Source organism: Streptomyces sp. PA03-3a, assembly GCF_033792735.1.
GTDB lineage: Bacteria > Actinomycetota > Actinomycetes > Streptomycetales > Streptomycetaceae > Actinacidiphila.
In genome coordinates this window covers 50,872-74,179 of the sequence record NZ_JARAVM010000010.1, presented here as the reverse complement: position 1 = coordinate 74,179, position 23,308 = coordinate 50,872, and the positions used below count along the sequence as shown (strand labels likewise).

At 72.6% G+C, this 23,308-nt stretch carries 20 protein-coding genes, 3 tRNA genes and 1 pseudogene; 7 read left to right on the top strand and 17 right to left on the bottom strand.

The window, feature by feature from the left end; all coding sequences use genetic code 11:
• Positions 1–267: 267 nt before the first annotated feature.
• The 3 genes from PV342_RS14600 to PV342_RS14590 form a co-directional block, all read right to left on the bottom strand.
• Positions 268–2,382, bottom strand: coding sequence for a SpoIIE family protein phosphatase (locus PV342_RS14600; protein WP_500317373.1), 2,115 nt, complete (start codon positions 2,380–2,382; stop codon positions 268–270).
• 135 nt (positions 2,383–2,517) lie between these two features.
• Positions 2,518–2,590, bottom strand: a tRNA-Lys gene (locus PV342_RS14595).
• Positions 2,553–2,909 (bottom strand): LuxR C-terminal-related transcriptional regulator, encoded by a 357-nt coding sequence (locus PV342_RS14590; RefSeq protein WP_392614640.1) that lies wholly within the window; start codon positions 2,907–2,909, stop codon positions 2,553–2,555. The genes PV342_RS14595 and PV342_RS14590 overlap by 38 nt, the downstream gene beginning before the upstream one ends.
• A gap of 283 nt (positions 2,910–3,192) precedes the next feature.
• On the opposite strand from PV342_RS14590, the gene PV342_RS14585 reads away from it, so the two are divergent.
• The 3 genes from PV342_RS14585 to PV342_RS14575 all read left to right on the top strand — a co-directional run bounded on the left by PV342_RS14585 (position 3,193) and on the right by PV342_RS14575 (position 4,358).
• Positions 3,193–3,384: a hypothetical protein gene (locus tag PV342_RS14585; RefSeq protein ID WP_400805471.1), complete on the top strand. Its 192-nt coding sequence runs from the start codon at positions 3,193–3,195 to the stop codon at positions 3,382–3,384.
• A 528-nt stretch (positions 3,385–3,912) separates the two neighbouring features.
• The gene (locus PV342_RS14580) at positions 3,913–4,062 is read left to right on the top strand and encodes a hypothetical protein (RefSeq protein ID WP_400805469.1); all 150 of its coding nucleotides are present in this window, start codon (positions 3,913–3,915) and stop codon (positions 4,060–4,062) included.
• 223 nt (positions 4,063–4,285) lie between these two features.
• Positions 4,286–4,358: transfer RNA gene (locus PV342_RS14575), tRNA-Lys, on the top strand.
• 74 nt (positions 4,359–4,432) lie between these two features.
• On the opposite strand, the gene PV342_RS14570 is transcribed toward PV342_RS14575, so the two are convergent.
• The 5 genes from PV342_RS14570 to ehuB all read right to left on the bottom strand — a co-directional run bounded on the left by PV342_RS14570 (position 4,433) and on the right by ehuB (position 8,482).
• On the bottom strand, positions 4,433–5,188 hold the full coding sequence (locus PV342_RS14570; RefSeq protein ID WP_329187706.1) for an IclR family transcriptional regulator: 756 nt from the start codon (positions 5,186–5,188) through the stop codon (positions 4,433–4,435).
• Positions 5,189–5,404: 216 nt separating this feature from the next.
• The gene (gene ehuA / locus PV342_RS14565) at positions 5,405–6,214 is read right to left on the bottom strand and encodes an ectoine/hydroxyectoine ABC transporter ATP-binding protein EhuA (protein WP_500317371.1); all 810 of its coding nucleotides are present in this window, start codon (positions 6,212–6,214) and stop codon (positions 5,405–5,407) included.
• Positions 6,204–6,839: an ectoine/hydroxyectoine ABC transporter permease subunit EhuD gene (gene ehuD, locus PV342_RS14560; protein ID WP_500317369.1), complete on the bottom strand. Its 636-nt coding sequence runs from the start codon at positions 6,837–6,839 to the stop codon at positions 6,204–6,206. The genes ehuA and ehuD overlap by 11 nt, the downstream gene beginning before the upstream one ends.
• Positions 6,839–7,516 (bottom strand): ectoine/hydroxyectoine ABC transporter permease subunit EhuC, encoded by a 678-nt coding sequence (ehuC, locus tag PV342_RS14555; RefSeq protein ID WP_329191163.1) that lies wholly within the window; start codon positions 7,514–7,516, stop codon positions 6,839–6,841. The genes ehuD and ehuC overlap by 1 nt, the downstream gene beginning before the upstream one ends.
• Positions 7,517–7,564: 48 nt before the next feature.
• On the bottom strand, positions 7,565–8,482 hold the full coding sequence (gene ehuB / locus PV342_RS14550; protein WP_500317367.1) for an ectoine/hydroxyectoine ABC transporter substrate-binding protein EhuB: 918 nt from the start codon (positions 8,480–8,482) through the stop codon (positions 7,565–7,567).
• 141 nt (positions 8,483–8,623) lie between these two features.
• Between ehuB and PV342_RS14545 the strand changes: the two genes are divergently transcribed.
• Entirely contained in the window at positions 8,624–10,108 is a 1,485-nt protein-coding gene (locus PV342_RS14545; RefSeq protein ID WP_386990916.1) for an NAD-dependent succinate-semialdehyde dehydrogenase, read from the top strand.
• Between the two features lie 150 nt (positions 10,109–10,258).
• Here PV342_RS14545 and PV342_RS14540 read toward each other — a convergent pair whose 3' ends face one another.
• Both PV342_RS14540 and PV342_RS14535 read right to left on the bottom strand, forming a co-directional pair.
• Positions 10,259–11,353: an LLM class flavin-dependent oxidoreductase gene (locus PV342_RS14540; RefSeq protein WP_500317366.1), complete on the bottom strand. Its 1,095-nt coding sequence runs from the start codon at positions 11,351–11,353 to the stop codon at positions 10,259–10,261.
• Positions 11,354–11,436: 83 nt separating this feature from the next.
• Entirely contained in the window at positions 11,437–13,287 is a 1,851-nt protein-coding gene (locus PV342_RS14535) for a putative bifunctional diguanylate cyclase/phosphodiesterase (protein ID WP_400805461.1), read from the bottom strand.
• A 426-nt stretch (positions 13,288–13,713) separates the two neighbouring features.
• Here PV342_RS14535 and PV342_RS14530 point away from each other — a divergent pair, with 426 nt between their 5' ends.
• Together PV342_RS14530 and PV342_RS14525 are read left to right on the top strand one after the other, a co-directional pair.
• Positions 13,714–14,853: a M6 family metalloprotease domain-containing protein gene (locus PV342_RS14530; RefSeq protein ID WP_018563984.1), complete on the top strand. Its 1,140-nt coding sequence runs from the start codon at positions 13,714–13,716 to the stop codon at positions 14,851–14,853.
• Between the two features lie 4 nt (positions 14,854–14,857).
• The gene (locus PV342_RS14525; RefSeq protein WP_400805459.1) at positions 14,858–16,087 is read left to right on the top strand and encodes a M6 family metalloprotease domain-containing protein; all 1,230 of its coding nucleotides are present in this window, start codon (positions 14,858–14,860) and stop codon (positions 16,085–16,087) included.
• 104 nt (positions 16,088–16,191) lie between these two features.
• Here PV342_RS14525 and PV342_RS14520 read toward each other — a convergent pair.
• From PV342_RS14520 to PV342_RS14490, 7 genes and pseudogenes are all read right to left on the bottom strand, one after another.
• A tRNA-Lys gene (locus tag PV342_RS14520) sits at positions 16,192–16,264 on the bottom strand.
• Positions 16,265–16,320: 56 nt separating this feature from the next.
• Positions 16,321–16,866 (bottom strand): annotated as a pseudogene (locus tag PV342_RS14515) (bifunctional DNA primase/polymerase); the annotation flags it as partial.
• A gap of 112 nt (positions 16,867–16,978) precedes the next feature.
• A complete protein-coding gene (locus PV342_RS14510; RefSeq protein WP_018563981.1) occupies positions 16,979–17,350 on the bottom strand; it encodes a DUF8844 domain-containing protein in 372 nt (123 codons plus the stop codon).
• Positions 17,351–17,427: 77 nt separating this feature from the next.
• Entirely contained in the window at positions 17,428–18,753 is a 1,326-nt protein-coding gene (locus PV342_RS14505; protein WP_329187718.1) for an AAA domain-containing protein, read from the bottom strand.
• Complete coding sequence (locus PV342_RS14500) at positions 18,750–20,282, bottom strand: hypothetical protein (RefSeq protein ID WP_400805456.1); 1,533 nt, start codon at positions 20,280–20,282, stop codon at positions 18,750–18,752. Before PV342_RS14500 ends, PV342_RS14505 begins: the two co-directional genes overlap by 4 nt.
• Positions 20,273–21,298, bottom strand: coding sequence for a hypothetical protein (locus PV342_RS14495; RefSeq protein WP_329191164.1), 1,026 nt, complete (start codon positions 21,296–21,298; stop codon positions 20,273–20,275). Before PV342_RS14495 ends, PV342_RS14500 begins: the two co-directional genes overlap by 10 nt.
• Before the next feature lie 147 nt (positions 21,299–21,445).
• Entirely contained in the window at positions 21,446–22,330 is an 885-nt protein-coding gene (locus tag PV342_RS14490; RefSeq protein WP_386990927.1) for a phosphatase PAP2 family protein, read from the bottom strand.
• A gap of 260 nt (positions 22,331–22,590) precedes the next feature.
• Between PV342_RS14490 and PV342_RS14485 the strand changes: the two genes are divergently transcribed.
• Entirely contained in the window at positions 22,591–23,274 is a 684-nt protein-coding gene (locus PV342_RS14485; RefSeq protein WP_500317363.1) for a TetR/AcrR family transcriptional regulator, read from the top strand.
• The last annotated feature ends 34 nt before the right edge of the window (positions 23,275–23,308 follow it).

The window sequence follows — 23,308 nt, the reverse complement described above, 5'->3', positions numbered from 1 at the left end:
TGAATTCACCCCCCTCGCCCCCCTGAGGGCCGCCCCCCGGGCCCACCCGAAAATGCCGCCGAAACGGACCCGTTCGTTCACCGGTAAGGGCGCATAGGTCCGTTTGGCGCATACATGTCCTGCGGTCCAAGCGTCCCTGAATGCCCGTCTTGATCGCAAGGTGTGAAACGAGTTGTTAACCGGTCGTATGAGCGATTTAGTCCCGTTGTGGGTGGTTGGCCGGCGGCAGGGCCGTACGGCCGCGCGGCGCTCGCCCCGGCCGGCGGCTCAGGACTCGTCGGCCGCCTCGTCCTCGGCCGCCGGCGCCCCCATCCGGGCCAGCAGCAGGGCGACGTCGTCGTCGGGTGACTGCAGCCCGGCGCCCAGGACGACGTCGCAGGTGTCCTCCAGCGTGCGGCGGCGGCTCTTGAGCTTGAGGACGCGCATCAGCGTACGCAGTCCCACGTCGATGGACTGCCGCCGGTCCTCGACCAGCCCGTCGGTGAACAGCGCCAGCAAGGTGCCCTCGGAGAGCTTGCGCTCCACCGTGCGGAACCGGATCCCGCCGACGCCCAGCGGCACCGCGCTGGGCAGGTCGATCAGCTCGGCGCGGCCGCCCGGCGGCACCAGCACCGGCGGCAGGTGCCCGGCGGTCGAGAACTGGCAGCGGCCCGTCGCGGGGTCGCAGACGGCGTAGACGCAGGTGGCGATGAAGTCGCCCTCGGCGCTGCCGGTGATGTTGTCGAGGTGCGCAAGCACCTCGTGCGGCGGCAGGTCGAGCCGGGAGAGCGCCCGGGTCGCCGTGCGCAGCTGGCCCATGATCGCCGCCGCGTGCAGGCCCTTGCCCATCACGTCCCCGACGATCAGCCCGACCTTGCCGTCCCGCAGCTGCAGGACGTCGTACCAGTCCCCGCCGACCTCGCGGACGGCGGGGATGTAGCGGGCGGAGATCTCCATCCCGTCCACGCGCGGCGGCTCGTGCGGCAGCAGACTGCGCTGGAGGGTGAGGGCGGCGTTGCGCTCGCCCGCGTACAGCCGCGCGTTGTCGATGGAGATCGCGGCCCGGGCGGCCAGCTCCAGCGCCAGGGTCCGGTCCTCGTCGTCGAAGGGCTTCTGGTTGCGGGTGCGGAACATCCCGACCACCCCCAGCACCTCGCCGCGGGCGATGAGCGGCGCGGCGAGGTAGGAGTGCGCCCCCGCCCGTCTCAGCTGGGCGGCGGCCCGGTCGTCGCGGGCTATGCGGCGCAGCATGCGGCTGCTCACCCGGTGCACGACCACCGGCAGTCCCTCCCGCACGGTCTTGGTGATCAGCCGGTCGTCGGTGTACCGGGCCAGCTCGCCGACCGGGTCGACGGCGCCGATCGCCTCGCCGGAGTCGGCGGCCGCGACGGCCAGCGCCCGGAACTCGGCGGACTGCTGGGCGCGCACCTTCGGCACCGGGCCGCCGCGCAGCACCTCGTCCAGCACGTCGACGGTGGCGATGTCGGCGAGCGTCGGCACCACCACCGAGGCCAGCTCCTGCGCGGTCTGCTGCAGGTCCAGCGTGGTGCCGATCCGGGTCCCGGCCTCGGCGATCACCGCGAGCCGGCCACGGGCCTCGGCGATCTCCTCGGCCGCCTGATGGCGCTCGGTGAAGTCCGCGATCGAGGCGGCCAGGCCCAGCACCCGACCGGTGGCGTCCTGGATCCGGTAGTACGAGATCGACCAGGCGTGGTCGTGCTCCTGGTCGGCGTAGGTCCTGACCACCGTGTCGTGGTCCAGCAGCGGTTCCCCGGTCTCCAGCACCTCCCGCATCCGGGCCTCGATCGCCCGGAACTCCGATCCCCGCGAGATCTCGCGCACCCGGCGCCCCAGCATCGCGGCGGCGGGCAGGCCGTGCAGCTCCTCCATGGCCCGGTTGACCCGGACGATCCGCAGGTCGGTGTCGAAGACGGCGAGCCCGATCGGGGACTGGTCGACGAGGCTGCTGGACAGCGCCATGTCCGTCTCCACGCGGCGCACCGTGGAGAGGTCGGCGCCCAGGCCCAGCGCGTAGACGCCGCCGTCCACGTCGTGCATCCGCATGTTGCGGAACTCGACGTCGCGGGTCGTGCCGTCGGCGTGCACGATCGGGAACACGCCCTGCCAGATGGCACCCGCCCTGACCTGCTTGAACAGCTCGGTGACCAGCTCCAGCTTGTCCGGCGCCACCAGCAGCAGGCCCGCGTTCTGGCCGAGGGCCTCGGCCGCCGAGTAACCGAACAGCCGTTCGGCCTCCGGGCTCCACAGCACGATGTGACCGGTGCGGTCCAGCACCATCGCCGCGACCTGCAGGAGGTCGAGCAGGCCCCCGGGCGAGGCGGCCGCTGGACTCGGCCGGGCCTCCCTGCCCGTGCCGGGCGGCGGCGGATCGTGCGCGCGCATGGCCTCCTCGTGAGCCCCCGTAGAGCTCTCACATCGTCGTTACGGGATATTTTCGCACCGAGTCAACCGGGGCGCCGCCCTTGTCGCACAAATGAGCGAGGGCGCCCTTCCCGAAGGAAGGACGCCCTCTCGCTGTGCGCCGCCAGGGACTCGAACCCCGAACCCGCTGATTAAGAGTCAGCTGCTCTGCCAGTTGAGCTAGCGGCGCTCACCGACAGAGAGGATCCTACCCGACCTGTGGAGGTGCTTCCGACCACGTCGTCCAGGAGCGCGGGGTCGTCGTCCAGCCAGCCGAGGCGGACCATCTTCACCCCGGCCTGGAACCGGCTGTCGGCCCCTATCTGCTGCATCAGCTCGGCCACTATCCGCCGCACCGTCCGGTCCGACAGCCCCAGCTTCCGGCCGATCGCCTCGTCCGTCAGCCCCGAGGCGAGCAGCCGGACGACCTCGCGGTGGCGCGCGGCGGGGGCGGCGCCGACGTCGTCGGTGAACAGGTCCGAGGCCGCGGCCCAGCAGTGCTCGAACATCTGCCGCAGCACGGCCACCATGGCGGGGCTGCGCAGGACCATGGCGGAGCCCGACATGCCGTCGCCGGCGCCCTCGTCGAGTCCGAACGCCGGCACGACGGCGAGAGTGTGGTCGACGATGATCATCTTCATGGGGATCGTCGCGGCGGTACGTATCTCGCCGCCGTCGTTGACGAAAGTCCGCAGATGGGCGCGGACATTCGGCACTGCGGCTGCGGTGGCCAGGTAGATGGAGCGCTGCCGCACGCCGCGGCTCAGTGCCTCACGATTGCGGTCGTCCGCCTTGAAGAGGTGCACCAGCTCGGGTGGCACGCTGGGGTGCATCGAAAGGATCTCGGTCGTCACGGTGCTGGCGGCCTCGTCGAGGATCGCCGCTATCTGGGAGGGCTGGGCGGCAACCTCGATGCGCGCCTCCGCGAGCTGCCGCATGTGCACCGGCTGGAACTCGGACGCCACCTTGCTGAGCGCGGTGTGAGCGGTGGTGATCGTCTGGATGAGTTCCTCGGTCCGCCGGCGGCTGCCCTCGATAAGCTGGGCCATGGCGGTGGCGGGCGAGTGCACGGCCCAGCCGCTCCGCGACGAGGGGAAATGCGCCGCCAGACCCAGCTCGGACAGGCAGAGGAGCGTTTCGTCCAGCTCGTCGTGCGTCCAGCCCGTGCGCGCGCAGACGCTTTCCGGAGACCAATCCGCCTCGGCGAGCGCCAGTGCGTAGAGTTCCTGCGCCCGGGCGCGCATAAGGTCGTCGTCGGTCACTGCCCGCACCCCCAATGCTTCACATCACCCCCGGCTGCGCTCAGGGTACGTGTCAGGACGCGTGTATGGACCCATCGGGGGCCATCCGGTCCCATGTGTCCGCATAGGGCCATGTCCGATTCCGGAACGCGAAAACTACAGACCAGTGGCTCACAGTCCGACAGAATTCAGTCAGCCGTACGGTTCCCCCAAACCGGACCGGCATCTGGATCCGCATCACCCGAGCACGAACCCCCAGGACAGGTCTGCCATGACTTCGATTCGCCGCTACGCCCTCCGTGCAGTACTGGGCGTCGTCGCCGCCCTCTCGTTGGGGTTGGTCGGTGCGACGACTGCGTCCGCGCAGCCGGCGCCCGGCGACATCAACCGGTCGGCGGCTCCCAACGACATCATCTGGTAGTCGACCCCCGGGCAGACCCCAAAGACAACAACACCCCCCAAAGCCACACCCCCTCCCCCCACGCTGATGGGCCCGGCATACCTCCCCCCTCTTGCCGGGCCCTTCAGCATGCCCGCGTGCGGGCGGGTGTCCGCGGGTTCGGCCCGTGCCGGTCAGGAGCGGCGCCAGGGCCGGCGGCGGTGGTCATGAGCACCCCCTCCGACCCCGTATGATTGTCCTGCACGCGCCGCTAGCTCAACTGGCAGAGCAGCTGACTCTTAATCAGCGGGTTCGGGGTTCGAGTCCCTGGCGGCGCACAGCGACAGGGCGCCCCTCCTCCGGGAGGGGCGCCCTTCGTCGTGTTCCGGTGCGTGCGGCGTGCCGTACGGCGTCAGAGGGTCAGCGAGAGCAGCACCGGCGCCGCGCGCTCGTTGAGGGTGTCGGCCGCGCCCTTGAGGCGGTGTGCCTGGGTGACGGGCAGGGAGAGGGCGAGGCAGCCGACCGTCTTGCCGACGGTGATCGGGATGGCGGCGCAGACCGTGCCGATCGCGTACTCCTGGAGGTCCAGGGTGGGCGTGCTGGCCGGCTGGCTCTCCAGCTTGGTCAGCAGCAGCTTCTCGCTGATCGTGGTCTTGGAGGTGAGCCGCACGGTCTTGTGCCGGGACAGGTGGTCGCGGCGCCCGTTGAGGTCGAGTTGGGTGAGCAGGCACTTGCCGACCGCGCTGGCGTGGGCGGCGAAGCGGAAGTCCACCCACTCGTTGACCTTGGGTGCTTCCGGGCCGTCCGCGAAGTCGACGATCTTCACCTCGCCGTCGTCGTAGCGGCTGAAGTAGACGGCGGCGCCGACCTCGTCGCGCAGTGTCATCAGGATCTTCTTGATCTTCTCGCCGAGCGCCAGGTCGCGGCTGGCGCTGCCCAGCAGGACCAGCGACTCGCCGACCGCGTAGCCGCCGCCGGGCAGGGCGTTGAGATAGCGCTCGCGGTTGAGCATGGCGAGGAGTTGGCCGAGATAACCGATGGGTACCCCGATCTCGCGGGCGAGCTGCTCGGCGGTGACGCCGTTCCTGTGCTTGTCCACGGTCTCGAGCACGCGCAGTGCGTGCTGGACCGCGTAGACCGGCGCGACCTGTCGGTGCTCAAGCGCCACGGTGTCCCCCTACAGGTGTGACCGTTTGCGTCCTTGCTGTAGCTGCTGGTCACGGCTGCCGGTCATGACAGCCGGGCCCGGCAGCCGGGCCGTATTCCACGATAGCCTCAATGTGGTTTGCAGTAACGCCCGTTGGAGCTTTATGTGGCGGGCCGCAGGCGTATACGCAGGAACGCGCCACTCTGGCATATGCCAAGGGCACGGACCAATTTTTCGTCAGAGCACCGCACCGAGGAATTCCCGGGTCCTGCCGTGCTCCGGAGAGCCGAAAATCCGCTCCGGCGGGCCGGACTCGACGACCCGTCCGCCGTCGAACATCAGTACGCGGTCCGAGACGTCCCGGGCGAACCTCATCTCGTGGGTGACGCACAGCAGGGTGATGTCCGTGCCGCGGGCGATGTCCCTCAGCACGTCCAGTACGCCGGCCACCAGTTCGGGGTCGAGCGCCGACGTGACCTCGTCCAGCAGCAGGATGTCGGGCCGCATCGCGAGCGCCCGGGCGATGGCCACCCGCTGCTGCTGGCCACCGGAGAGCCGGGTGGGGTGGGCGTCCTGCTTGTCGGCGAGTCCCACCAGTTCCAGCAGCCCGCGGGCGCGCTCGGCGGCCTCGTCGCGGTCCATGCCGAGGACGTGCACCGGGGCCTCGGTGATGTTGTCCAGCACCTTCATGTTCGGGAAGAGGTTGAAGTGCTGGAACACCATGCCGATCCGCCGACGTCTGGCGCGCAGGTGCCGCTCGTCGGCCGGCACGAGCCGGCCGCCGCGGCCCGGCATGTGCGAGAAGGGCTCCCCGTCCACATGGACGACGCCCTCGGTGACCCGCTCCAGGGTCATCAGCAGCCGCAGGATGGTCGTCTTGCCCGAACCGCTCGGGCCGATCAGGGTGACGCGCTCGCCGCGGCCGACCTCCAGGTCGAGGTGGTCGAGCACGGTGTTGTCGCCGTACCGCTTGACCACCTGGTCGAAGCGGACGGCCGGCGCCGCGGCGCCGGACTCGGTGGGGGCGGGGGACTCGTCAGTGAGCAAGGCGCTTCTCCAGCTTCCGCATGAGGATCGAGGTGGGGCAGCTCGCGACCAGGAAGACCAGGGCGGCGAGGGTGAACGCCTCCAGGTAGGCGAAGTGGTCACTGCCGAAGCGGTTCGCCTCGTGCACCATCTCGTTGACGGTGATGACCGACAGGAACGGCGTCTCCTTGAACATCGAGATCACGTAGTTGCCGAGGGCGGGCACGATCTTCCGCACCGCCTGCGGCAGCACCACGGCGAACCACGTGCGCACGGGCGGCAGGGACAGCGCGACGGCCGCCTCCCACTGCCCCTTCGGCACCGCCTCGATGCCCGACCGGTACACCTCCGAGGTGTACGTCGCATAGTGCACGCCCAGCACGGCTGTCCCGATCACGAGCGGGTCCAGCCCCGGGACCAGCACCCACACCGCGAACAGCTGGATCATCACCGGCGTCGAGCGCACGAATTCCACGGCCGCCCGCAGCGGCAGCGTCACCCAGCGGCCGGCCGCGCGCCGCAGCACCGCGATGACCAGGCCCAGCACGATGGCGAGCAGCGAACCGAACACCGTGGCCAGCAGGGTGATCCCGAAGCCGTGCAGGATCAGCGGCAGGCCCTCGCGGGCCGTCTCCCAGCTCCACATCAGGCCCGACCTCCCGCCGGCTGTCCGAGCCGCGCCTTGGCCACGGACTCCAGGCCGTTCATGGCCAGCGTGAGCGCGTACGCGAGGACGAAGTAGATCACCAGCAGCAGCAGGTACGCCGTCGCGGTGTCACCGGTGGTCGAACGGAGCTGGTCCATCTGGAAGGTGACGTCCGAGATGGTGATCAGCGACATCAGCGGGGTGCACTTCAGCAGCTGGATCAGCAGGTTGTTGAAGGGCGGGATCATCTGCGGCCAGGCCTGCGGCAGGACCACCAGGCGCATCCGCTGCCACGGCGTCATGCTGAGCGCCACCGCGGCCTCCCGCTGCCCGCGGGGCACGGCGTCCAGGGCACCGCGGACGACCTCCGAGCCGTACGCCCCGTAGTTGAGCCCGAAGGCGACCACGGCGCAGGCGAGCGGCACGAGCTTGAAGCCGAGGATCGGCAGCGCGAAGAAGAGCCAGAACATCTGGACGTACAGCGAGGTGCCGCGGAAGAACTCCACGACCACCCGGGAGCTCCCGCGCACCAGCAGCCGCCGCGAGCGTGCCATGAAGCCGAGGACGAAGGCGAGCAGCAGCGCGAGCGCCGCGCCCAGGACGGTGGCCTGGACGGTGACCCACAGACCCGCCCCGACACTCGGCAGCGAGTGAGTGAACTCCGTGAGGCCGGACAGGGGTTCACCGGCGTGGAAGGCGTACGGATACGAGGACAAGGCGCCGCCTCAGGCCTGGCACAGCTGGGCGGTGCGCAGCGTCGCCGGCGGGACCTCGGCCTTGGTGAAGCCGTACTTGCCGATGAGGGAGGTGTAGCGGCCCGGGTCGGCGGTGATCTTCCCCAGCTCCTTGTTGAAGGCGTCGCGCAGGCCCTTCGCGCCGGGCCGGAACACCGCGCCGCCCGGGCTGTACTGCTTGCGGCCGCCGACCACCGGCAGGAAGGGGTCGAGCACCTCCACCGCGGCGCCCTCGTTGGTGCGGGCCAGCCACCGCAGCGAGATCCCGGTCAGCGCGAAGGCGTCGATCCGGCCGGCGAGCAGCGCGTCCACCCCGTCCTGCTGCTTGGCCAGGGACTTCACCGAGGTCAGCGGCACCCCGGCGGCGTCCGCGTAGCCCGCCTCGACCGCCGCGCTCAGCACGCCGACGGTGGCCTTCTCGCGGGCGCAGGACACCAGGTCGCTCAGGCCCTTGGGGTTGCCCTCGCGGACCATCAGGGCGGTCGGCGAGACGAACTCGGGCTCCGAGAAGATCACCTTCCGGCAGCGGTCGGGGGTGATCGCCATCCCGGCGCTGACCACGTCGAAGCGGTCGGCCGTCAGGCCCGGTATGAGTGCGCCGAAGTCGGTGAGCGTGGGCCGCAGTTCCGGCACGCCGAGGGCCGTGAAGATCTCCCGGTGGAGGGTGGGCGCCTCGCCGGCCAGGTCGTTGCCGTCCCGGTACCCGTAGGGTGCCTCGCCCGCGAAGCCGACCCGGACGTACCCCTGCTTCCTCAGCCTGGCCAGCAGATCCCCGTCGCCGGTGGGCGCACCGGTGCCGGCCTGCGTACGGCTGCACGCCGAAAGCAGCCCCGGGACCGCCGCGAGACCGCCGACGGCCGCGGTGCGGGAGAGGAAACCCCTGCGGGACAGTGAACTGCGCTCCGACATGAACCAGACCTCCGGTAGTTCGCTTCCGCGCGGCGCGGTGACCGCACGAGGGCCGCGCCTACCCCGGCGTACGGGGGGCATTCATGCGAATCTGGTGGGGTACCCGATGTCCGGAACGTCCGCGAGAGGCAGGGAGCTGCCATGAGCGACAGCACCGAAGGGAACGGCAAGCGCGAGCAGCTGGTCGTGGAGCGGGTGCCGAAGGCACTGCTCGTCGGCGGCCGCTGGCGGCCGGCGAGCGACGGGCGCGAGTACGAGGTGGAGGACCCGTCGACCGCGCGGCCGCTGTGCGCCGTGCCGGACGCCGGGGCCGAGGACGCCAGGGCCGCGATGGACGCCGCGGCCGCGGCGCAGGACGGATGGGCGGCCACGGCGCCGCGTGAGCGCGGCGAGATCCTGCGCCGGGCCTTCGAGCTCATCGTGGAGCGGCAGCAGGAACTCGCCCTGCTGATGACGCTGGAGATGGGCAAGCCGGTCGCCGAGTCCCGCAGCGAGGTCCTGTACGCCGCCGAGTTCTTCCGCTGGTTCTCCGAGGAGGCGGTGCGGATCGAGGGCGGCTGGCGCACCGCGCCCGACGGCAACGGCCGGATCTGGGTGATGCGCCGCCCCGTGGGCCCTGCGCTGCTGATCACGCCGTGGAACTTCCCCATGGCGATGGGCACCCGCAAGATCGGCCCCGCCGTCGCCGCGGGCTGCACCATGATCGTCAAGCCGGCCCACCAGACGCCGCTGTCGATGCTCGCCCTCGCCGAGATCCTCGGGCAGGCAGGGCTGCCGGACGGCGTCCTCAACGTCCTCACCACCTCACGCCCCGCGGAGATCAGCGACCCTTTGACCGACGACCCGCGGCTGCGCAAGCTCTCCTTCACCGGCTCCACGGGAGTCGGCCGCAAGCTCATCGAACTCAGCGCGCGGCAGGTGCTGCGGACCTCCATGGAGCTGGGCGGCAACGCCCCGCTCATCGTGTGCCGGGACGCCGACCTGGAGAAGGCCGTGGAGGGCGCGGCCATCGCCAAGATGCGCAACATCGGCGAGGCCTGCACCGCCGCCAACCGGATCTACGTCCACCGCGAGCTGGCGGAGGCCTTCACCGGGCGGCTCGCCGAGAAGCTGGGCTCCATGGTCGTCGGCCGCGGCACCGAGCCCGGCACCCAGGTCGGCCCGCTCATCGACGGCGCGGGCCTGGACAAGGTGGACCGCCTGGTGCGGGACGCCGTCTCGGCCGGGGCCCGCGCGGTCACCGGCGGCGCCCCGCTCTCGGACCGCCCCGGGTACTTCTACCCGCCGACCGTACTGGCCGACGTGCCGACGGACGCGGCGATGCTCCGCGAGGAGATCTTCGGCCCGGTCGCGCCGGTCGTCACCTTCGAGGACGACGACGAGGCCCTCCGGCTGGCCAACGACACCGAGTTCGGCCTGGTCGGCTACGTCTTCACGGAGAGCCTGCGGCGCGGGATCCGCTACGCCGAGGAGCTGGAGACGGGCATGCTCGGCCTCAACAAGGGCGTGGTCTCCACGCCGGCGGCGCCCTTCGGCGGGGTCAAGCAGTCCGGGACCGGGCGCGAGGGCGGATCCGTGGGGATCGACGAGTACCTGGAGATCAAGTACGTGGCGGTGGACGTCTGACGGGCGACCGGCGCCCGCCGCCCCCCACGGCACCCGCCGGTCCGGATGGCGGAGGATCGTCCTCGTGGCGGGCTACCAGGACGGCTGATCCCCGCGCCGCCCGGTCGCACCGGCGGCCGGTGCCCCGCACCGGCCGCCGCACGCGGCCGGTCAGGCGCCGCCGGGCAGGCCGTACGCGTCGGCGATCAGCTCGTAGGAACGCAGCCGCGCGGAAGGCGTGTGGGCGTTGGCCGTGATCATCAGCTCCTGGGCGCCCGTACGGCGCACCAGCGCGTCCAGGCCCTCGCGGACCGCGTCCGGCGTGCCGTGCACCACGTTGCCGAGCCACGCGTCGACGAAGTCCCGCTCGGCCGGGCCGAACTCGTACGCCTCCGCCTCCTCCGGGGAGGGCACCAGGCCCGGGCGTCCCGTGCGCAGCCGCAGCATGGCCAGGGCGCCGCTGAACACCTGCCGGCGGGCGTCCTTCTCCTCCTCCGCCGCCAGTGCGGCGACGCCGATCAGCGCGTACGGCTCGTCCAGCACCTCGGAGGGCCGGAAGGACCTGCGGTACATCTCCAGCGCCGGTTCGGTGTTCGCCGCGGAGAAGTGGTGGGCGAAGGCGAAGGGCAGGCCCAGGACCGCGGCCAGCCGGGCGCTGAAGGTGCTGGAGCCGAGCAGCCAGATCGGCGGGCGCGCGGACGACTGCACGCCGCCCGGCACGGTGCCCTGCACGGGACCGGGGATGGCGTGGATGCGGGCGTAGGGGTGGCCGTCGGGGAAGTCGTCGTCCAGGAAGCGGATCAGCTCGGACAACTGCTGCGGGAACTCGTCGGCGCCCTCGTTCAGCCGGTCGGTGCGGCGCAGCGCGGCGGCGGTGGCGCCGTCGGTGCCGGGGGCACGACCGAGGCCGAGGTCGATCCGGCCCGGTGCAAGGGCCTCCAGGGTCCCGAACTGCTCGGCGATGACCAGCGGCGCGTGGTTGGGCAGCATGACCCCGCCGGAGCCGAGGCGTATGCGCTCGGTGTGGGCGGCGAGGTGGGCGAGGATCACGGCGGGGGAGGAGGACGCGACCCCGGGCATCGAGTGGTGCTCGGCGACCCAGTAGCGGTGATAGCCGCGGGCCTCGGCGAGCCGGGCCAGTGCGACCCCGGCGACGAGGGCGTCCCTCGCGGTCAGGCCGCTGCCGACGCCCGCAAGGTCGAGGACGGAGAGCGGGACGGCTGCGCTGCCGAGGGTGGTGCCTCGTACCGGGTCGTTCGTGTCCACGTGCCTGTGTCGCCTCCTGCGGCCGGTTCCTTGCCTACGGCAACGAGAAACCGGGCAGCGGCTCCGGCTATTCCCCGGGTTCTTCAGCCGGGGACCGGTCCCCGGCCCGGCCCGTCGCCGCGCAGCGCGGCGATGTCCTCGGGCGGCACGGGACGCGAGTAGAGCCACCCCTGCCCGGTGTCGCAGCCGATCCGGCGCAGCCGCTCCGCCTGCTCGGCGTTCTCCACGCATTCGGCGGTCACGGTCAGCCCGAGTCGGTGGGCGAGCTGCACCAGCGCCTCGACGATCGTCTCGTCGGCCGGGTTGGGGTGCAGGCCGTCGCGGAAGCCGTGTACGAAGCTGCCGTCGAGCTTGAGCGCGGAGACCGGCAGCCGGCTGAGGTAGGCCAGGTTCGAGTAGCCGGTGCCGAAGTCGTCGATGGCGATGCGCACGCCCATCTCCTGCAGGGCGTGCAGCGCCTGCAGCGGCCGGCCGGCCGAGCCCATCACCGCCGACTCGGTGAGTTCCAGTTGCAGCAGCCCGGCCGGCAACCCGGTGTCGTCGAGGATCTCCGCGACGTCGGCGACCAGGTCGGAGTCCCAGACCTGGCGCACGGCGACGTTGACGCTGACGAAGATCGGGTCGTCCGGCCAGTCCTTCTGCCACTGCCGGGCCTGGCGGCACGACTCGGCGAGCACCCAGCGGCCGAGCTGGACGATGGAGCCGTTCTCCTCCGCCAGCGGGATGAACCGGTTCGGCCCGAGCAGCCCGAAGTGCGGGTGCTGCCAGCGCACCAGCGCCTCGACCCCGCGCAGGCTGCCGCTGCCCAGCTCGACCAGCGGCTGGTACTCCAGCGCGAACTCCCCGCGCTCCACGGCCTGTCGCAGGGTGCTGGACAGCGCCTGCTTGGTCATCCGGTGGGCGTTGCGCTCGGGGTCGAAGAGCGTCCAGCGGGCCTTGCCGTCGGCCTTGGCCCAGTACAGCGTGGTGTCGGCGGCCTGCATGATGCCCGTGGCGGTGGCCCCCGCGGCCTCGCGCTCGACGACGCCGATGCTCGCCGAGACCGCCAGGCGCTGTCCGGCGAGGTCGAACGGCAGTTGCAGCGCCGTCAGTACGGAATCGGCGAGGCCGGTGGCCTGCCCGGTGCCGGTGGAGTCCTCGACGAGGACGGCGAACTCGTCCCCGCCCAGCCGGGCGACAAGGGTCCCGCTCCGCGCGAGGCGGGCCGCGCAGTCCGACAGCCGGCCGGCGACGGCTTCGAGCAGCCGGTCGCCGACCCGGTGGCCGAGGGTGTCGTTGATGGCCTTGAAGCCGTCGAGGTCGAGATAGCACAGGCCGATCCGGCCGGTGCGGCTGTCGGCGCCCTGCAGCGCGGTGGCGAGGCGCTCGAAGAACAACTGCCGGTTCGGGAGCCGGGTGACCGGGTCGTGCATCCGCAAGTGGCGCAGCTGCTCCCGCAGTTCGCGGGTCTCGCCCAGGTCCTCCACGGACATCAGCGCTCCGCCGGGTACGGGCACCACGACGACCTCGGCCCAGACCGTGCGCCCGTCCGGTCCGCACACGGGTCTGGTACGGCGCAACTCCCCGCGCCGCCCGGTCAGCACGTCCTCGTACTCGGCGTACTCCGGGCTCTCCCCGAGCGGGGTCGCCTCGCCGCCGGCGCCGGTGAGGCCGACCAGCTCGGCCGCGGTGCGGGTGGCGAGCAGCACCGGGTCCGCGCCGAGCAGCTCGCCGAACGCCGGATTGGCCTCGCGCACCCGGCCGTCGGAGTCGACCAGCGCCATCGGCAGCCGCGCCACGTTGAAGGCGGCGCGGTAGTCGCGCACCTCCGGGGCCGACCGTTCCCGGGCTGACCGTTCCGGGGCCGAAGCGTGACGCTGAGTGACCGTCGTGGCCGTCGCCTCGGGTTCGAGGTCCGGGCCTCCCGAGGGTCCGCCCACCGCTGGCTCCCGCATATCTGTCGTCTCGCACACATGGTCGTGGAGGAATCGAATGACCGCCAAGAGGCGGCGTTCATGCTGGAAATGTGCCGATCATAGACGTTGGGGAATTGGCGCGGCCACCGCCGTCGTGGTGATTCTCGGCACGTGGCAGACGATCTTGATCATTTGTGATTGGCCACTGAATTCCATTGATCGGTTTTCGTCACTCATTACGCACTGTAGTGATCGGACCGTAACCCGGGCGGCGCAGCACAACGGGGCAAAACATAGCAAACCGTAGCAGCGTGATGTGGGTGTCCCGACCCCGTACGGGAGGTCCACGTGCCGCTGTCAGGGCTACCCATACGTGCGCATCGGCGATTCCGCCGGAGCGTCCGCGGGCATGCCCACGGTGGGCTCCGGGCGGTCGTCGCCGCCGTCAGCGTCTTCGCGGCCGTCGTGGCGTGGACGCTGGTCACCGGCCCCGCGGCGGGGGGCTCGGACTCCTCGCTGTGCGCCCTGTCGCGGACCCGGGCCCACCACTCCGAGGGCGTCAGCGCCTGGAACGCCGCCTACCCGAGGGCCCGTGGCGACGTTGACGCGCTGATGGTGTTCCTGGCGTTCCCCGACGCCGCCCCCACCATCAGCCCGGGCGAACTGGCGGCCGATCACTTCCCGGCCACCGCCGACTTCTTCGCGCGGGCCTCGTACGGCACCTTCCGGCTGCGGCCGCGCCTGCTGCCGCACTGGCTGCGCATGCCCGCGCCGTCCACCGCGTACGGCATCGGCCGTGACTGGAGCCCCGCCCTGCGCGCCCGCTACCTGCGCGACGCCGTGGTGGCGGCCGACGGGCAGGTGGACTTCTCCCGGTACGGGGTCGTCTACCTGGTCGCCGACCCCGACGCGCCGGGCGTCGACCCGGACGCCACCAAGGTGGTCAACCTGGGCCGGCCGGTCCAGGTCGACGGCGCGGACCTGCACCGCTTCGTCACCGTCTTCGAGGGCCACCCGCCGGACATCAACGTGCTGGCCCACGAGACCGGGCACGCCTTCGACCTGCCCGACCTCTACTACCGGCCGCCCGCGGGCAGCAACGCCGACTGGGACACCCATGTCGGCGACTGGGACCTCATGGGCAGTCAGTTCGGGCTGTCCCCCGACTTCTTCGCCTGGCACAAGTGGAAACTGGGCTGGCTCCGGCAGTCGCAGGTCCGCTGCGTCACCGAGGGGGGCACGCACACCTTCCGCCTGAGCCCCGTGGAGCAGCCCGGCGGCACCAAACTGCTGGTGCTGCCCGCGGGCCTGGAGGGCGCCGTCGCCATCGAGGCCCGCGCCGCCCTCGGCAACGACCGCCTCACCTGCAGCCAGGGCGTGCTGATGTACCGCGTCCGGGCCGACGTGTCGTCAGGCGACGGCCCCGTGGACGTCGTCGACGCCCACCCCGCCAGCGACGGCTGCCGGGAGTCCTCGGTGTACCCGCCGCTGGCCGACGCGCCGCTGCGGACGGGGGAGACGTACGCCCTCGGCCGGTCGGCGCGCGTCCACGTCGCCGACCGCCACTCCGACGGGTCCTGGACCGTCCAGGTCACCCAGGGCTGAGGCGATGCGCGGTCCCCGGGCACTCGCGGTCGTGGCGACGCTCCTGCTCGCGGCCGGCAGCACCGCCGTCACCGAGGGCGTGCCCGCCGCGGCCCCGCCGGCCGACCGCCCCTGCGCGCTGCGCGCCGCGCCGGGCGTCACGATGTCCGAGGGGTTCGGCGGCGCGGACGGCCGCCAGTTCGCCCGCGCCACCGGCGAGGTGCGGGCCCTCACCCTGCTCGTCGACTTCCCCGACAAGCACGCCCCGTACAGCGCCGCCGAGCGCTACAGCGAGTTCTTCCCCGCCGTGCGGCACTGGTTCTACCGCGCCTCGTACGGGAAGCTGCGCTACGTCTCCACGCCGGTGCTGCGCTACATCCGCATGCCCAAGCCCTTCCACTCGTACGGGATAGGGCGCGGCTACGGCTGGCGCACGCACACGGCCATGATGCGGGACCTGCTGCGCGTCGCCGACCGGCAGATCGACTTCTCCGGGTACGACCTGGTCAACGTCCTGGTGACGCCCAACGCCGGGCCGCCCGCCGAACAGGCCGTCCTCTCGGTGACCTGGACCGGTGCCTCGGCCGTCACCACCGACGACGGCACGGGCCTAGACCGGGTCTCGCTGGTCTACGGCCACGACCAGTCGGGCGCGCGGGTGCTCAGCCACGAGAACGGCCACGCCTTCGGGCTGCCCGACCTGTACTCCGTCGAGGACTTCGGGCACACCGACACCCTGGCCGGCCAGTGGGACAGCATGTCCCTGGACTGGGGGCTGCAGGGCGACCTCCTCGCCTGGCACAAGTGGCGGCTGGGCTGGCTCGACGACTGGCAGGTCGTCTGCGTCCGCGACCCGGGCGCCCGCTCGGTGCACCTCACGCCGGTCGAGGTGCCCGGCGGCCGCAAGGCGGCCGTCATCCCCCTCGGCCGGACCCGGGCGTACGTGGTCGAGGCGCGCGCCGCCCGCGGCAACGACAGCGAGGCCTGCCGCGAGGGGGTGCTGGTCTACCAGGTGCGCACCGACGTCGACTCGGGGCGCGGGCCCGTCACCGTCGAGGACGCCCACCCGCGCACGACCGCCTGCGAGTACAGCAGCGCCACCTTCAACGCCCTCAACGACGCCCCTTTCTCCTCCGGGGGACGCTTCACCGACCGCGCCCGCGGCCTCACCGTCGAGGTCCTCGGCCGCGACCCGGACGACGAGGGCTGGACCGTGCGGATCACCACCTCGCGCCCGCTGTGGGACGGCCCCTAGGGCCGGTGTTCGGGCTGCGCGGCCGGCGGCCGAAGAGGTGGCCGGGCATGACGAAAGGCGCCCTCCCGATGGGAGAGCGCCCAGGTCAACGGCCTTGCCGTGAGTGCGCCGCCAGGGACTCGAACCCCGAACCCGCTGATTAAGAGTCAGCTGCTCTGCCAGTTGAGCTAGCGGCGCTCGCTGACGTCGTAGACATTAGCATCCGCTTGCGGGCGGGTGAAAATCGATAATCAACCGGCCTCCGCGCGGGCCGCGCGGACGCAGGCCCACAGCAGGACGTCGGCCCCGGGGAGCCAGGGACGGCGGGTGTCGGGGGCCACCAGCCAGCGCGAGCGGCCGTGGCCGGTCTCGCTGTACGGCGGGGGCAGCGCCACCGAGTCCCCGGCGCCGTGGCACAGCACCGGTGGCACCGCCGGCCCCCACTCCTCCCAGGTCAGCAGCGAGGGGAGGCGTCCGGCGGTGCCCGGCTCGGCGAGCAGCAGCAGCCGGCCGCGCAGTGTGGCGGCCGGTCCGGAGCCCGGACCCGCGGACCACAGGTGCTCCAGGACCCGGCGTCCGAACAGGGCCGGGAGGTTCACCGCGTCGAAGGCCGTCCCGCACGGCAGCACGCTGGGCGCCGAGGGCCGCGCGGACCACAGGGCGCGCACGCTGCGCGGGAAGGCGCTGGCGGAGGCGAGCCAGTCGGCCCCGTCGGGGGTGGGGTACTGCGCGTACGGATATGGGTGGGAGGCGGACTCCGGCACGCCCCCCGGCCATGTGTGCCACTGCCAATCACTCATGACCCATACAACTACCGTGAGTGAACGTTTCGCTACACGACATCGCCCGAAGGCCGGACACGCCCGCCATGTGTCGGGTACCTTGCCCCGAACGCATATGCCAGGTGCGCCGTCAGGACAGCGCCGCGTCCCCGCCCCGCATCAGGCCCTCGCCGAACTCGATCATCCGCTTGGCGTAGTCCTCCGACCAGCCCGCCTGCTCACCGATGGCGGCGGGGGTCAGCCGGTCGAAACGCTTGGGGTCGGCCAGCTGGGCGGCGGCCATGGCCTGGAACTCCGTCGCCCGGTCCGCGGCCGCGCGGAAGGCGAGGGTGAGCTCCGACGCGCGGCCCAGGAGCTCACGGGGGTCCTCGATGGACTCCAGGTCGAAGAAGTGCTCCTCGTCCTCGGCCAGGGCGGCGGGCTCGAACAGCAGCTGGGCGGGTTTCAGGCGAGGGGCGGGCTGCTTTCCCGCCGCGCTGTGAGCCGACTGCGGCTCGGACATGAACGTACCTCCAGGATCGTCGGCGCCTTCCATTGTCCCGCCCCGCGCAAGAGTGCCCCGGGCGGACGGCGGGCGCGCTACGGCCGCCAGGTCACGCGGTGCTCGGACAGGTGGGCCAGCACGGCGTGGTTGGCCTCCCAGCCGTCCGGGAACTTCACCGTCACGCCCAGCTGCACCGGCTCCGTCGAGGGGTGCTCGTCCAGCAGCTCCGAGACCCCCGCCCGGCACACCACGATGCAGGCGTGCCGGTGACGGGAGGCCAGCACGCACAGGCGTCCGGTCTCCAGATGGAACGCGGTGGCGTCGGGGCGCCCCGACAGTGGGTGCAGCACCACGGTGACGTCGAACTCCCGGCCCTGCAGCCGGTTGGCGGTGTCGACGGTGACTCCTGTCACACCCAGGTCGGCCAGCGCCGCGCGCACCGCCGCCGCCTGGTCGCGGTGGGCCGTGCCCACCGCGATCCGGTCCGGGCCCACCGGGGCGGTGCCCCGTTCGGAGACGGCGACGCCTCCGCGGTCCAGCAGCCGCCGGACGACCAGCGCGATCGCGCGCACCGCCTCGGGGTCGGTCCGCGGGGTGCGCCGGGCGGGCAGCTCCAGCAGCCCCCAGCCCGAGGCGGCGGCCTCGTCGACCACCCGGTCCGGGCCCGAGCCGTCACCCGGCACGCCGAAGGACAGCCGCCGGTCCCCGTGGCCGGTGCCGCTGCGGAACGGGGTGTAGGGGTAGAAGGCGTCCGAGACCAGGGGTGCGGCGGAGGCGGGCAGCCGCCAGGACACCGGCAACCGGTGCTGCGGCAGCCCCGGGTTGTGGGCCAGCAGGGTGACCACCGCACTCGCCGACGGGTCGTAGCTCAGCCCCGCCCACTGCTCGGCGCCGACCACGCTGAACGGGTCCAGCTGGCCGGGGTCGCCGACGAACAGCGCCCGCTCGAACAACCCGGCCACCTGCAGCAGCGCGTCCGAGCGCATCTGGTACGCCTCGTCGACGATGGCGTGCCGCCAGGGCTCCACGTCCTTGACGAAGGCCCACTTCGCGGCGGTCGCGATCACCACCTTGGCCCCGGCGAGGTCGGCCGCCTTGGCCGACTTCAGCACCGCCTCGTGACGGTCGAGCACCGGGTCCGGCAGCGAGTCGCTGCCGTGCAGCCGGCCGATCGGCAGCCCGGGGTCGGCGGTCGCCAGCCGGTCCACCAGGTCGTCCACCTGAGCGTTGGTCTGGGCGACCACCATCAGGGACTCGCCGGCCGCGACCAGCTCCTGCGCGGCGCGCACCACCAGCGTCGACTTGCCCGCGCCGGGCGGGGAGTCCACGACGACGCCGCGGTGCGTCCCGTGCAGGGTGTCGTGCAGGATCCGCTCGGTCGCGGTGCCGGCCGCGCGGGCGGCGTCGCTCACCGGGCTCACAGATAGTCCTCCGTGGTCGCGGGGTCGGGGCTCTCGGCGGCGGGGACGACGGTCGCCGCCGCGGCGGCGCCCGGGGGCCCGCCGTGGGTCCAGGGGGTGTCCTCCGGCTCCGGCAGCCCGGCGCCGCCGCGCGGCGCGTGCTCGAACAAGGTCCAGCACACCTCGTCCCCTTCCTCCGGCACCGTGCCGGGATCGGGGACCTTGCCGCGGCCCATGCCGTTGACCACCCGCAGGAGCAGCGCCCCGGATCCGGCCCATTCCACGAACCGGGCCTGCTGGGTACGGCCGTCCGGCAGCGCGCGGTAGAGCTTCGCGTCCTCGTCCAGATGCGGCCGGTCCTGTGTGAGGACCGTCACCAGCGGACGCGGCTTGGGCACCTTGCCCTCGCTCATCGCCATCTCCACCCGGTCCACCCGGCCCGCGAAGGCCTCCCCGGCCAGCCGCCGCCCGGCCATCACCAGCGGGTCGTCCAGTGCCTCCTGGGCCTCCAGCCGCACCTGCGCGGTCTCCCGTCCGGCGAGCTTCTGCGCCGCCGACACCGCGTCGTCACGGCGGGGCTGCGGCGGCTCCCCGGCGCGCACCCGGTCGCGGTGGGAGGTGTACGACCAGCGGTCCCGCTTCCAGCGGTCCGCGACATGGGAGCCCTCGGGCAGCTCGCGCAGCAGGTCCATCGAGCGCCACACCGCGTCCCAGGTCGGGCGCATCTGGCCGGCCAGTAGGCGGGCGATCTCCTCCCCGGCCCCGGTGATCCCGGCGTCGTGGCGGGCGGTGGCCGGGGCGAGCACCGTGTTGTCGAAGACGGGGTCGGTCGCGGGGCCGGCCGGCGGGAACACCAGCATGCCGTCCGGGCCCCGGTGGGACTCCGCCCGGCGGGCGGCCTCGATGCCCGTCATGCCCTCCGGAGGCTCGATCCAGGCCAGCAGGGCGCCCAGGTGCTGGTCCTCGAGGTTGCTCTGGCCGGTCGCCCAGTGCCGGGAGAGCAGTTCGGTCGCGGACAGCAGCAGCGCGGAGCCGGGGGTGCGCGCGCGTTCCCCGTAGTGGGTGAGCCAGCGGCCGAGCAGGGGCACCCGGGCGGGCACCGGATGCGGCTCGTCGGGGTCGTCCTCGGCGGTGCGGCGGAAGCGGGTCGAGCGCCCGAGCAGACGCACGTACTCCATGGCGGGGGTGTTCGCGACCACGATCTGGGGCGCGTCCGCGCAGACCTCCGACTCTTCCCGGTTGCGGGTCGCCGGCTCGGTCTCCGTGTCGTCCGCGTAGGACTCCAGATAGGGCAGCACCACCTGCGCCAGCTCGGCCAGGAAGGCGAAGCGCAGATCGCGGTCGCGTGGCTGCGGCACCGCCAGCAGCCGGGGCTCGTCCCGGTCCGTGCCGACCAGGGCGCCCAGCGGGGCGCCCACCTCGCCCGCGGTGGTCAGCGGGACGAGGACCAGCGGCCGGTCCGAGAGATGGCGGTGGCGTACCGTCGCGAGCGGGGTCGCCCGGCCGGTCGCCATGGCCTCCGCCCGGGCCAGCACGGAGATCAGCGACATCCCAGCGCCTCCGCCCGCAGGGCGTGCGCCCGGCGCAGCGCGGCGACCGCGGGGTCGTCGGGATCGCCCTCGGTGCCCAGCGCGGCCGCCAGCACCTGCTCCACCTCGGTCAGCGCGCCCAGTTCACCGCGCACGCCGCGGCCGAGGACCTCCACCGCGCCGCAGGCCCGGGCCTGTTCGCGGCAGTGGAAGGACAGCTCGCAACTGGCCAGGCACTCGGGCGCGTACGCCGCGGGAAGCTGGTCGACCGCGTCGGAGAGCTCCGCGGCGGGGCGGGTCGCCGTCCGTCCGTCGTCGGCGAGCCGCAGGTCGAAGGTCGTGCCCTCGGGCAGGGAAGCGGCGATCTCCTCGATCCGCGTCAGCCGGGTCAGCTGCCGCCGGGTGACCGACAGCTGCTTGCGGACGTCGACGAACTCCGCGGCGGGCAGGTTGGAGAAGTCCTTGGGGCACACCAGCAGCACCCGGTGCTCCGGGGTGCCGAACCCCAGCCGCTCCAGCGCCAGGACGTACACCGCGGCCTGCCGGGCGGCGGCGCCGACCTTCACCGCGTCCGCGGAACCGTCGAGGATCGGGAAGGACTTGACCTCCACCACCGTCCACGAGCCGTCCGGCCGCACGGCGATGGCGTCCGGTTCGAGGTAGACGGGGGAGTCCGCGACCTCGAGCACCAGCAGGGGGTGGTCGAGCAGCGTCCACCGGCCCGCCGCCGTCGCCTCCTTGAGCGCGAGGCGGGTACGGGCCACCCGGCCCTCGGGGCCCGGTGCGGACAGGTCGGGCAGCGCGGCCTCCGTGCTCTCGGGCGCGCCCAGCAGGCGCAGCAGTTCGGCGCACCCCTCGGCCTTCACCCGTGCCTCGAAGGCATGGCCCCGTACGAAAGCGAACTGGGACTGCCCGAAGGGCGCGGGGTTGCCCAGCACGCGGGCCACCGCCGCCTTGTCCACCCCCGCGGCGTCCATCAGCGCCCGGCGCCGGCACCCGGGGTTCGCGGCGAGCGCCGCCAGGGCGCGCGCGTCCATGGGGCGCGGCACGGTCGTCGGGCCACGCAGCGCGGCCAGCCGCTCTCGCAGATCGTGCGTAGTGCTCACCCGCGCAAGTCTCGCACCACCCACCGACAACGTGGGCCACAATGCGGACGCCGCCGGTCCGCGGCCCAGGACCCGGTGTCAGCGCCGCGGTTCGACCGCAGGTGCCGGCAGGATCCCCACGTCCGCCGGGGCGACGTCGCGGGAGGTCGCGACGACCGTGGAGGAGGCGTGCCGCGGTGTCGCGAACCGGGTGCGCGCGGCGCCCCGTGTGAGGTCCACCACACGCAGCGCGGGGCGCGCCAGAAGGAGTCCGACGCCCATCACGGCGACGCCGGCCAGGGCGTCCAGCAGGTAGTGGTTGGCGGTGCCCATGACCACCAGGGTCGTGCCGAGGGGGTAGAGGACGCCCAGGGCGCGCACGAAGGGCGTGCGCCCGTGGCGCCAGAGCATGATGCCGCACCACAGGGACCAGCCGACGTGCAGGCTCGGCATGGCGGCGTACTGGTTGGTCATCGCGCCCAGCCCGCGCGGCGCGCTCGCCTCCGCGCCCCACCAGCCGTACGAGCCGTACTGCGCCATGGTGTCGACGAAGCCGTGTCCGGCGGCCAGCAGCCGCGGCGGGGCGGTGGGCATGAGCGTGAAGCCGATCAGCCCGATCAGGGTGGACACCAGCAGCCAGGTGCGGGCGAGGCGGTAGACGGTGGGCCGCCGGCGCCACAGCCAGACCAGCACCAGCGGGGTGACCAGGTAGTGGAGTGAGGCGTACCAGAAGTCGGCGGGAACGCCGAGCGCCCGGTAGCGGCTGAAGAGGGAGTTGAGCCAGCGTTCCGGGTCGACGCTCAGCGCGCTTTCCAGGTGGAGTATGGCGATGCCGTGGTCGACTGCCCGGCCCACGTCGCCGCGTACGAGGAGGCGGCCCGCGGTGTAGAGGCCGTAGACCACAGCGATCAGCGGCAGCTCGGTCCACCAGCGGAGCCCGCCCCGGTAGGCGGACGCCCGCGGGGCGGTCATGCTCATGGTCATCCGGCCGTTCTCCCCCCATCTCTCCCTTTGAGAGTCACATCGGTTTACCGTACGACGTACGCTAAGCAACCCGGGCACCGCCCCCGACTATTCCCTTCACCCCCGATTCGTCCTGGATTCAAACAACCGTGCTCGGGAAGACGTGCGAAAAGACGCCCCGCCACCTCCCCGGGTTGCCCCGGAACGCGGGAGAATCAAGGAAACCGCTCAACCTCCCGACCGCTCACCCACGATTCCCCCCGACCGGACACACATCCCTCATGACTGTCACTCCGCCGGCCCGCTCCCCACGGCGCCGCGTCCCCCGCAACACCCTGAACCCGGACCGCATCCTCGACGCCGCCGTAGCGCTCCTCGACCGCCACGGGCCCGAGGCCTTCACCATGCGCGCGCTCGCCCAGGAGCTCGGCGTCGGCACCATGGCCGTCTACTCCCACTTCAAGGGCAAGGACGAGATCATCGACGCGGTCAACGAGCGACTGCTCGGCGAGATCGAGCTGCCCTCGGGCACCGGCCAGCCGCGCGGGCAGCTTATTGAACTCTGTGTCGGCATGTATCGGCTTTTCAGCGAGCATCCGTCCGCGCTCCAGCTGCTCACGAGCCGCCCGCTGCGCGGAGACGAGCCCATCGCCGTCATCGACCGCATGCTCTGCATGCTGATCACCGCGGGACTGGACCCGTCCGCCGCCGCGCGCGCCCAAGTGGCGCTGATGCAGTACACGGTCGGCGCCGCCCTGTGGGTGGTGCGCCGCAAGCGCGCGGAGTGCGAGGAGGCCGAGGCCGGGCTGCGCGAGAAGATCCGCAGCCGGCTCGCCGACCTGTCGCCGGACAGCTACCCCTCGCTCGTGGGCCTGGCCCCCGAACTCGTCGCGGCCCAGCAGTCGGGCCAGGCGCAGTACGAGGCCGGGCTGTCCGCGCTGCTGGACGGCCTGATCCGCACATAGCCCGCGCACACGGGAACGCCCCGGCCGGGGCGGG

Bases quoted from the DNA above. Each gene is read 5' to 3' on its own strand.
- PV342_RS14600 (WP_500317373.1), bottom strand. From the start codon at position 2,382: ATGCGCGCGCACGATCCGCCGCCGCCCGGCACGGGCAGGGAGGCCCGG.
- PV342_RS14590 (WP_392614640.1), bottom strand. From the start codon at position 2,909: ATGTTCGAGCACTGCTGGGCCGCGGCCTCGGACCTGTTCACCGACGAC.
- PV342_RS14580 (WP_400805469.1), top strand. From the start codon at position 3,913: ATGACTTCGATTCGCCGCTACGCCCTCCGTGCAGTACTGGGCGTCGTC.
- ehuD (WP_500317369.1), bottom strand. From the start codon at position 6,839: ATGTGGAGCTGGGAGACGGCCCGCGAGGGCCTGCCGCTGATCCTGCAC.
- ehuB (WP_500317367.1), bottom strand. From the start codon at position 8,482: ATGTCGGAGCGCAGTTCACTGTCCCGCAGGGGTTTCCTCTCCCGCACC.
- PV342_RS14545 (WP_386990916.1), top strand. From the start codon at position 8,624: ATGAGCGACAGCACCGAAGGGAACGGCAAGCGCGAGCAGCTGGTCGTG.
- PV342_RS14535 (WP_400805461.1), bottom strand. From the start codon at position 13,287: ATGCGGGAGCCAGCGGTGGGCGGACCCTCGGGAGGCCCGGACCTCGAA.
- PV342_RS14525 (WP_400805459.1), top strand. From the start codon at position 14,858: ATGCGCGGTCCCCGGGCACTCGCGGTCGTGGCGACGCTCCTGCTCGCG.
- PV342_RS14510 (WP_018563981.1), bottom strand. From the start codon at position 17,350: ATGTCCGAGCCGCAGTCGGCTCACAGCGCGGCGGGAAAGCAGCCCGCC.
- PV342_RS14500 (WP_400805456.1), bottom strand. From the start codon at position 20,282: ATGTCGCTGATCTCCGTGCTGGCCCGGGCGGAGGCCATGGCGACCGGC.
- PV342_RS14495 (WP_329191164.1), bottom strand. From the start codon at position 21,298: ATGGACGCGCGCGCCCTGGCGGCGCTCGCCGCGAACCCCGGGTGCCGG.
- PV342_RS14490 (WP_386990927.1), bottom strand. From the start codon at position 22,330: ATGACCATGAGCATGACCGCCCCGCGGGCGTCCGCCTACCGGGGCGGG.
- PV342_RS14485 (WP_500317363.1), top strand. From the start codon at position 22,591: ATGACTGTCACTCCGCCGGCCCGCTCCCCACGGCGCCGCGTCCCCCGC.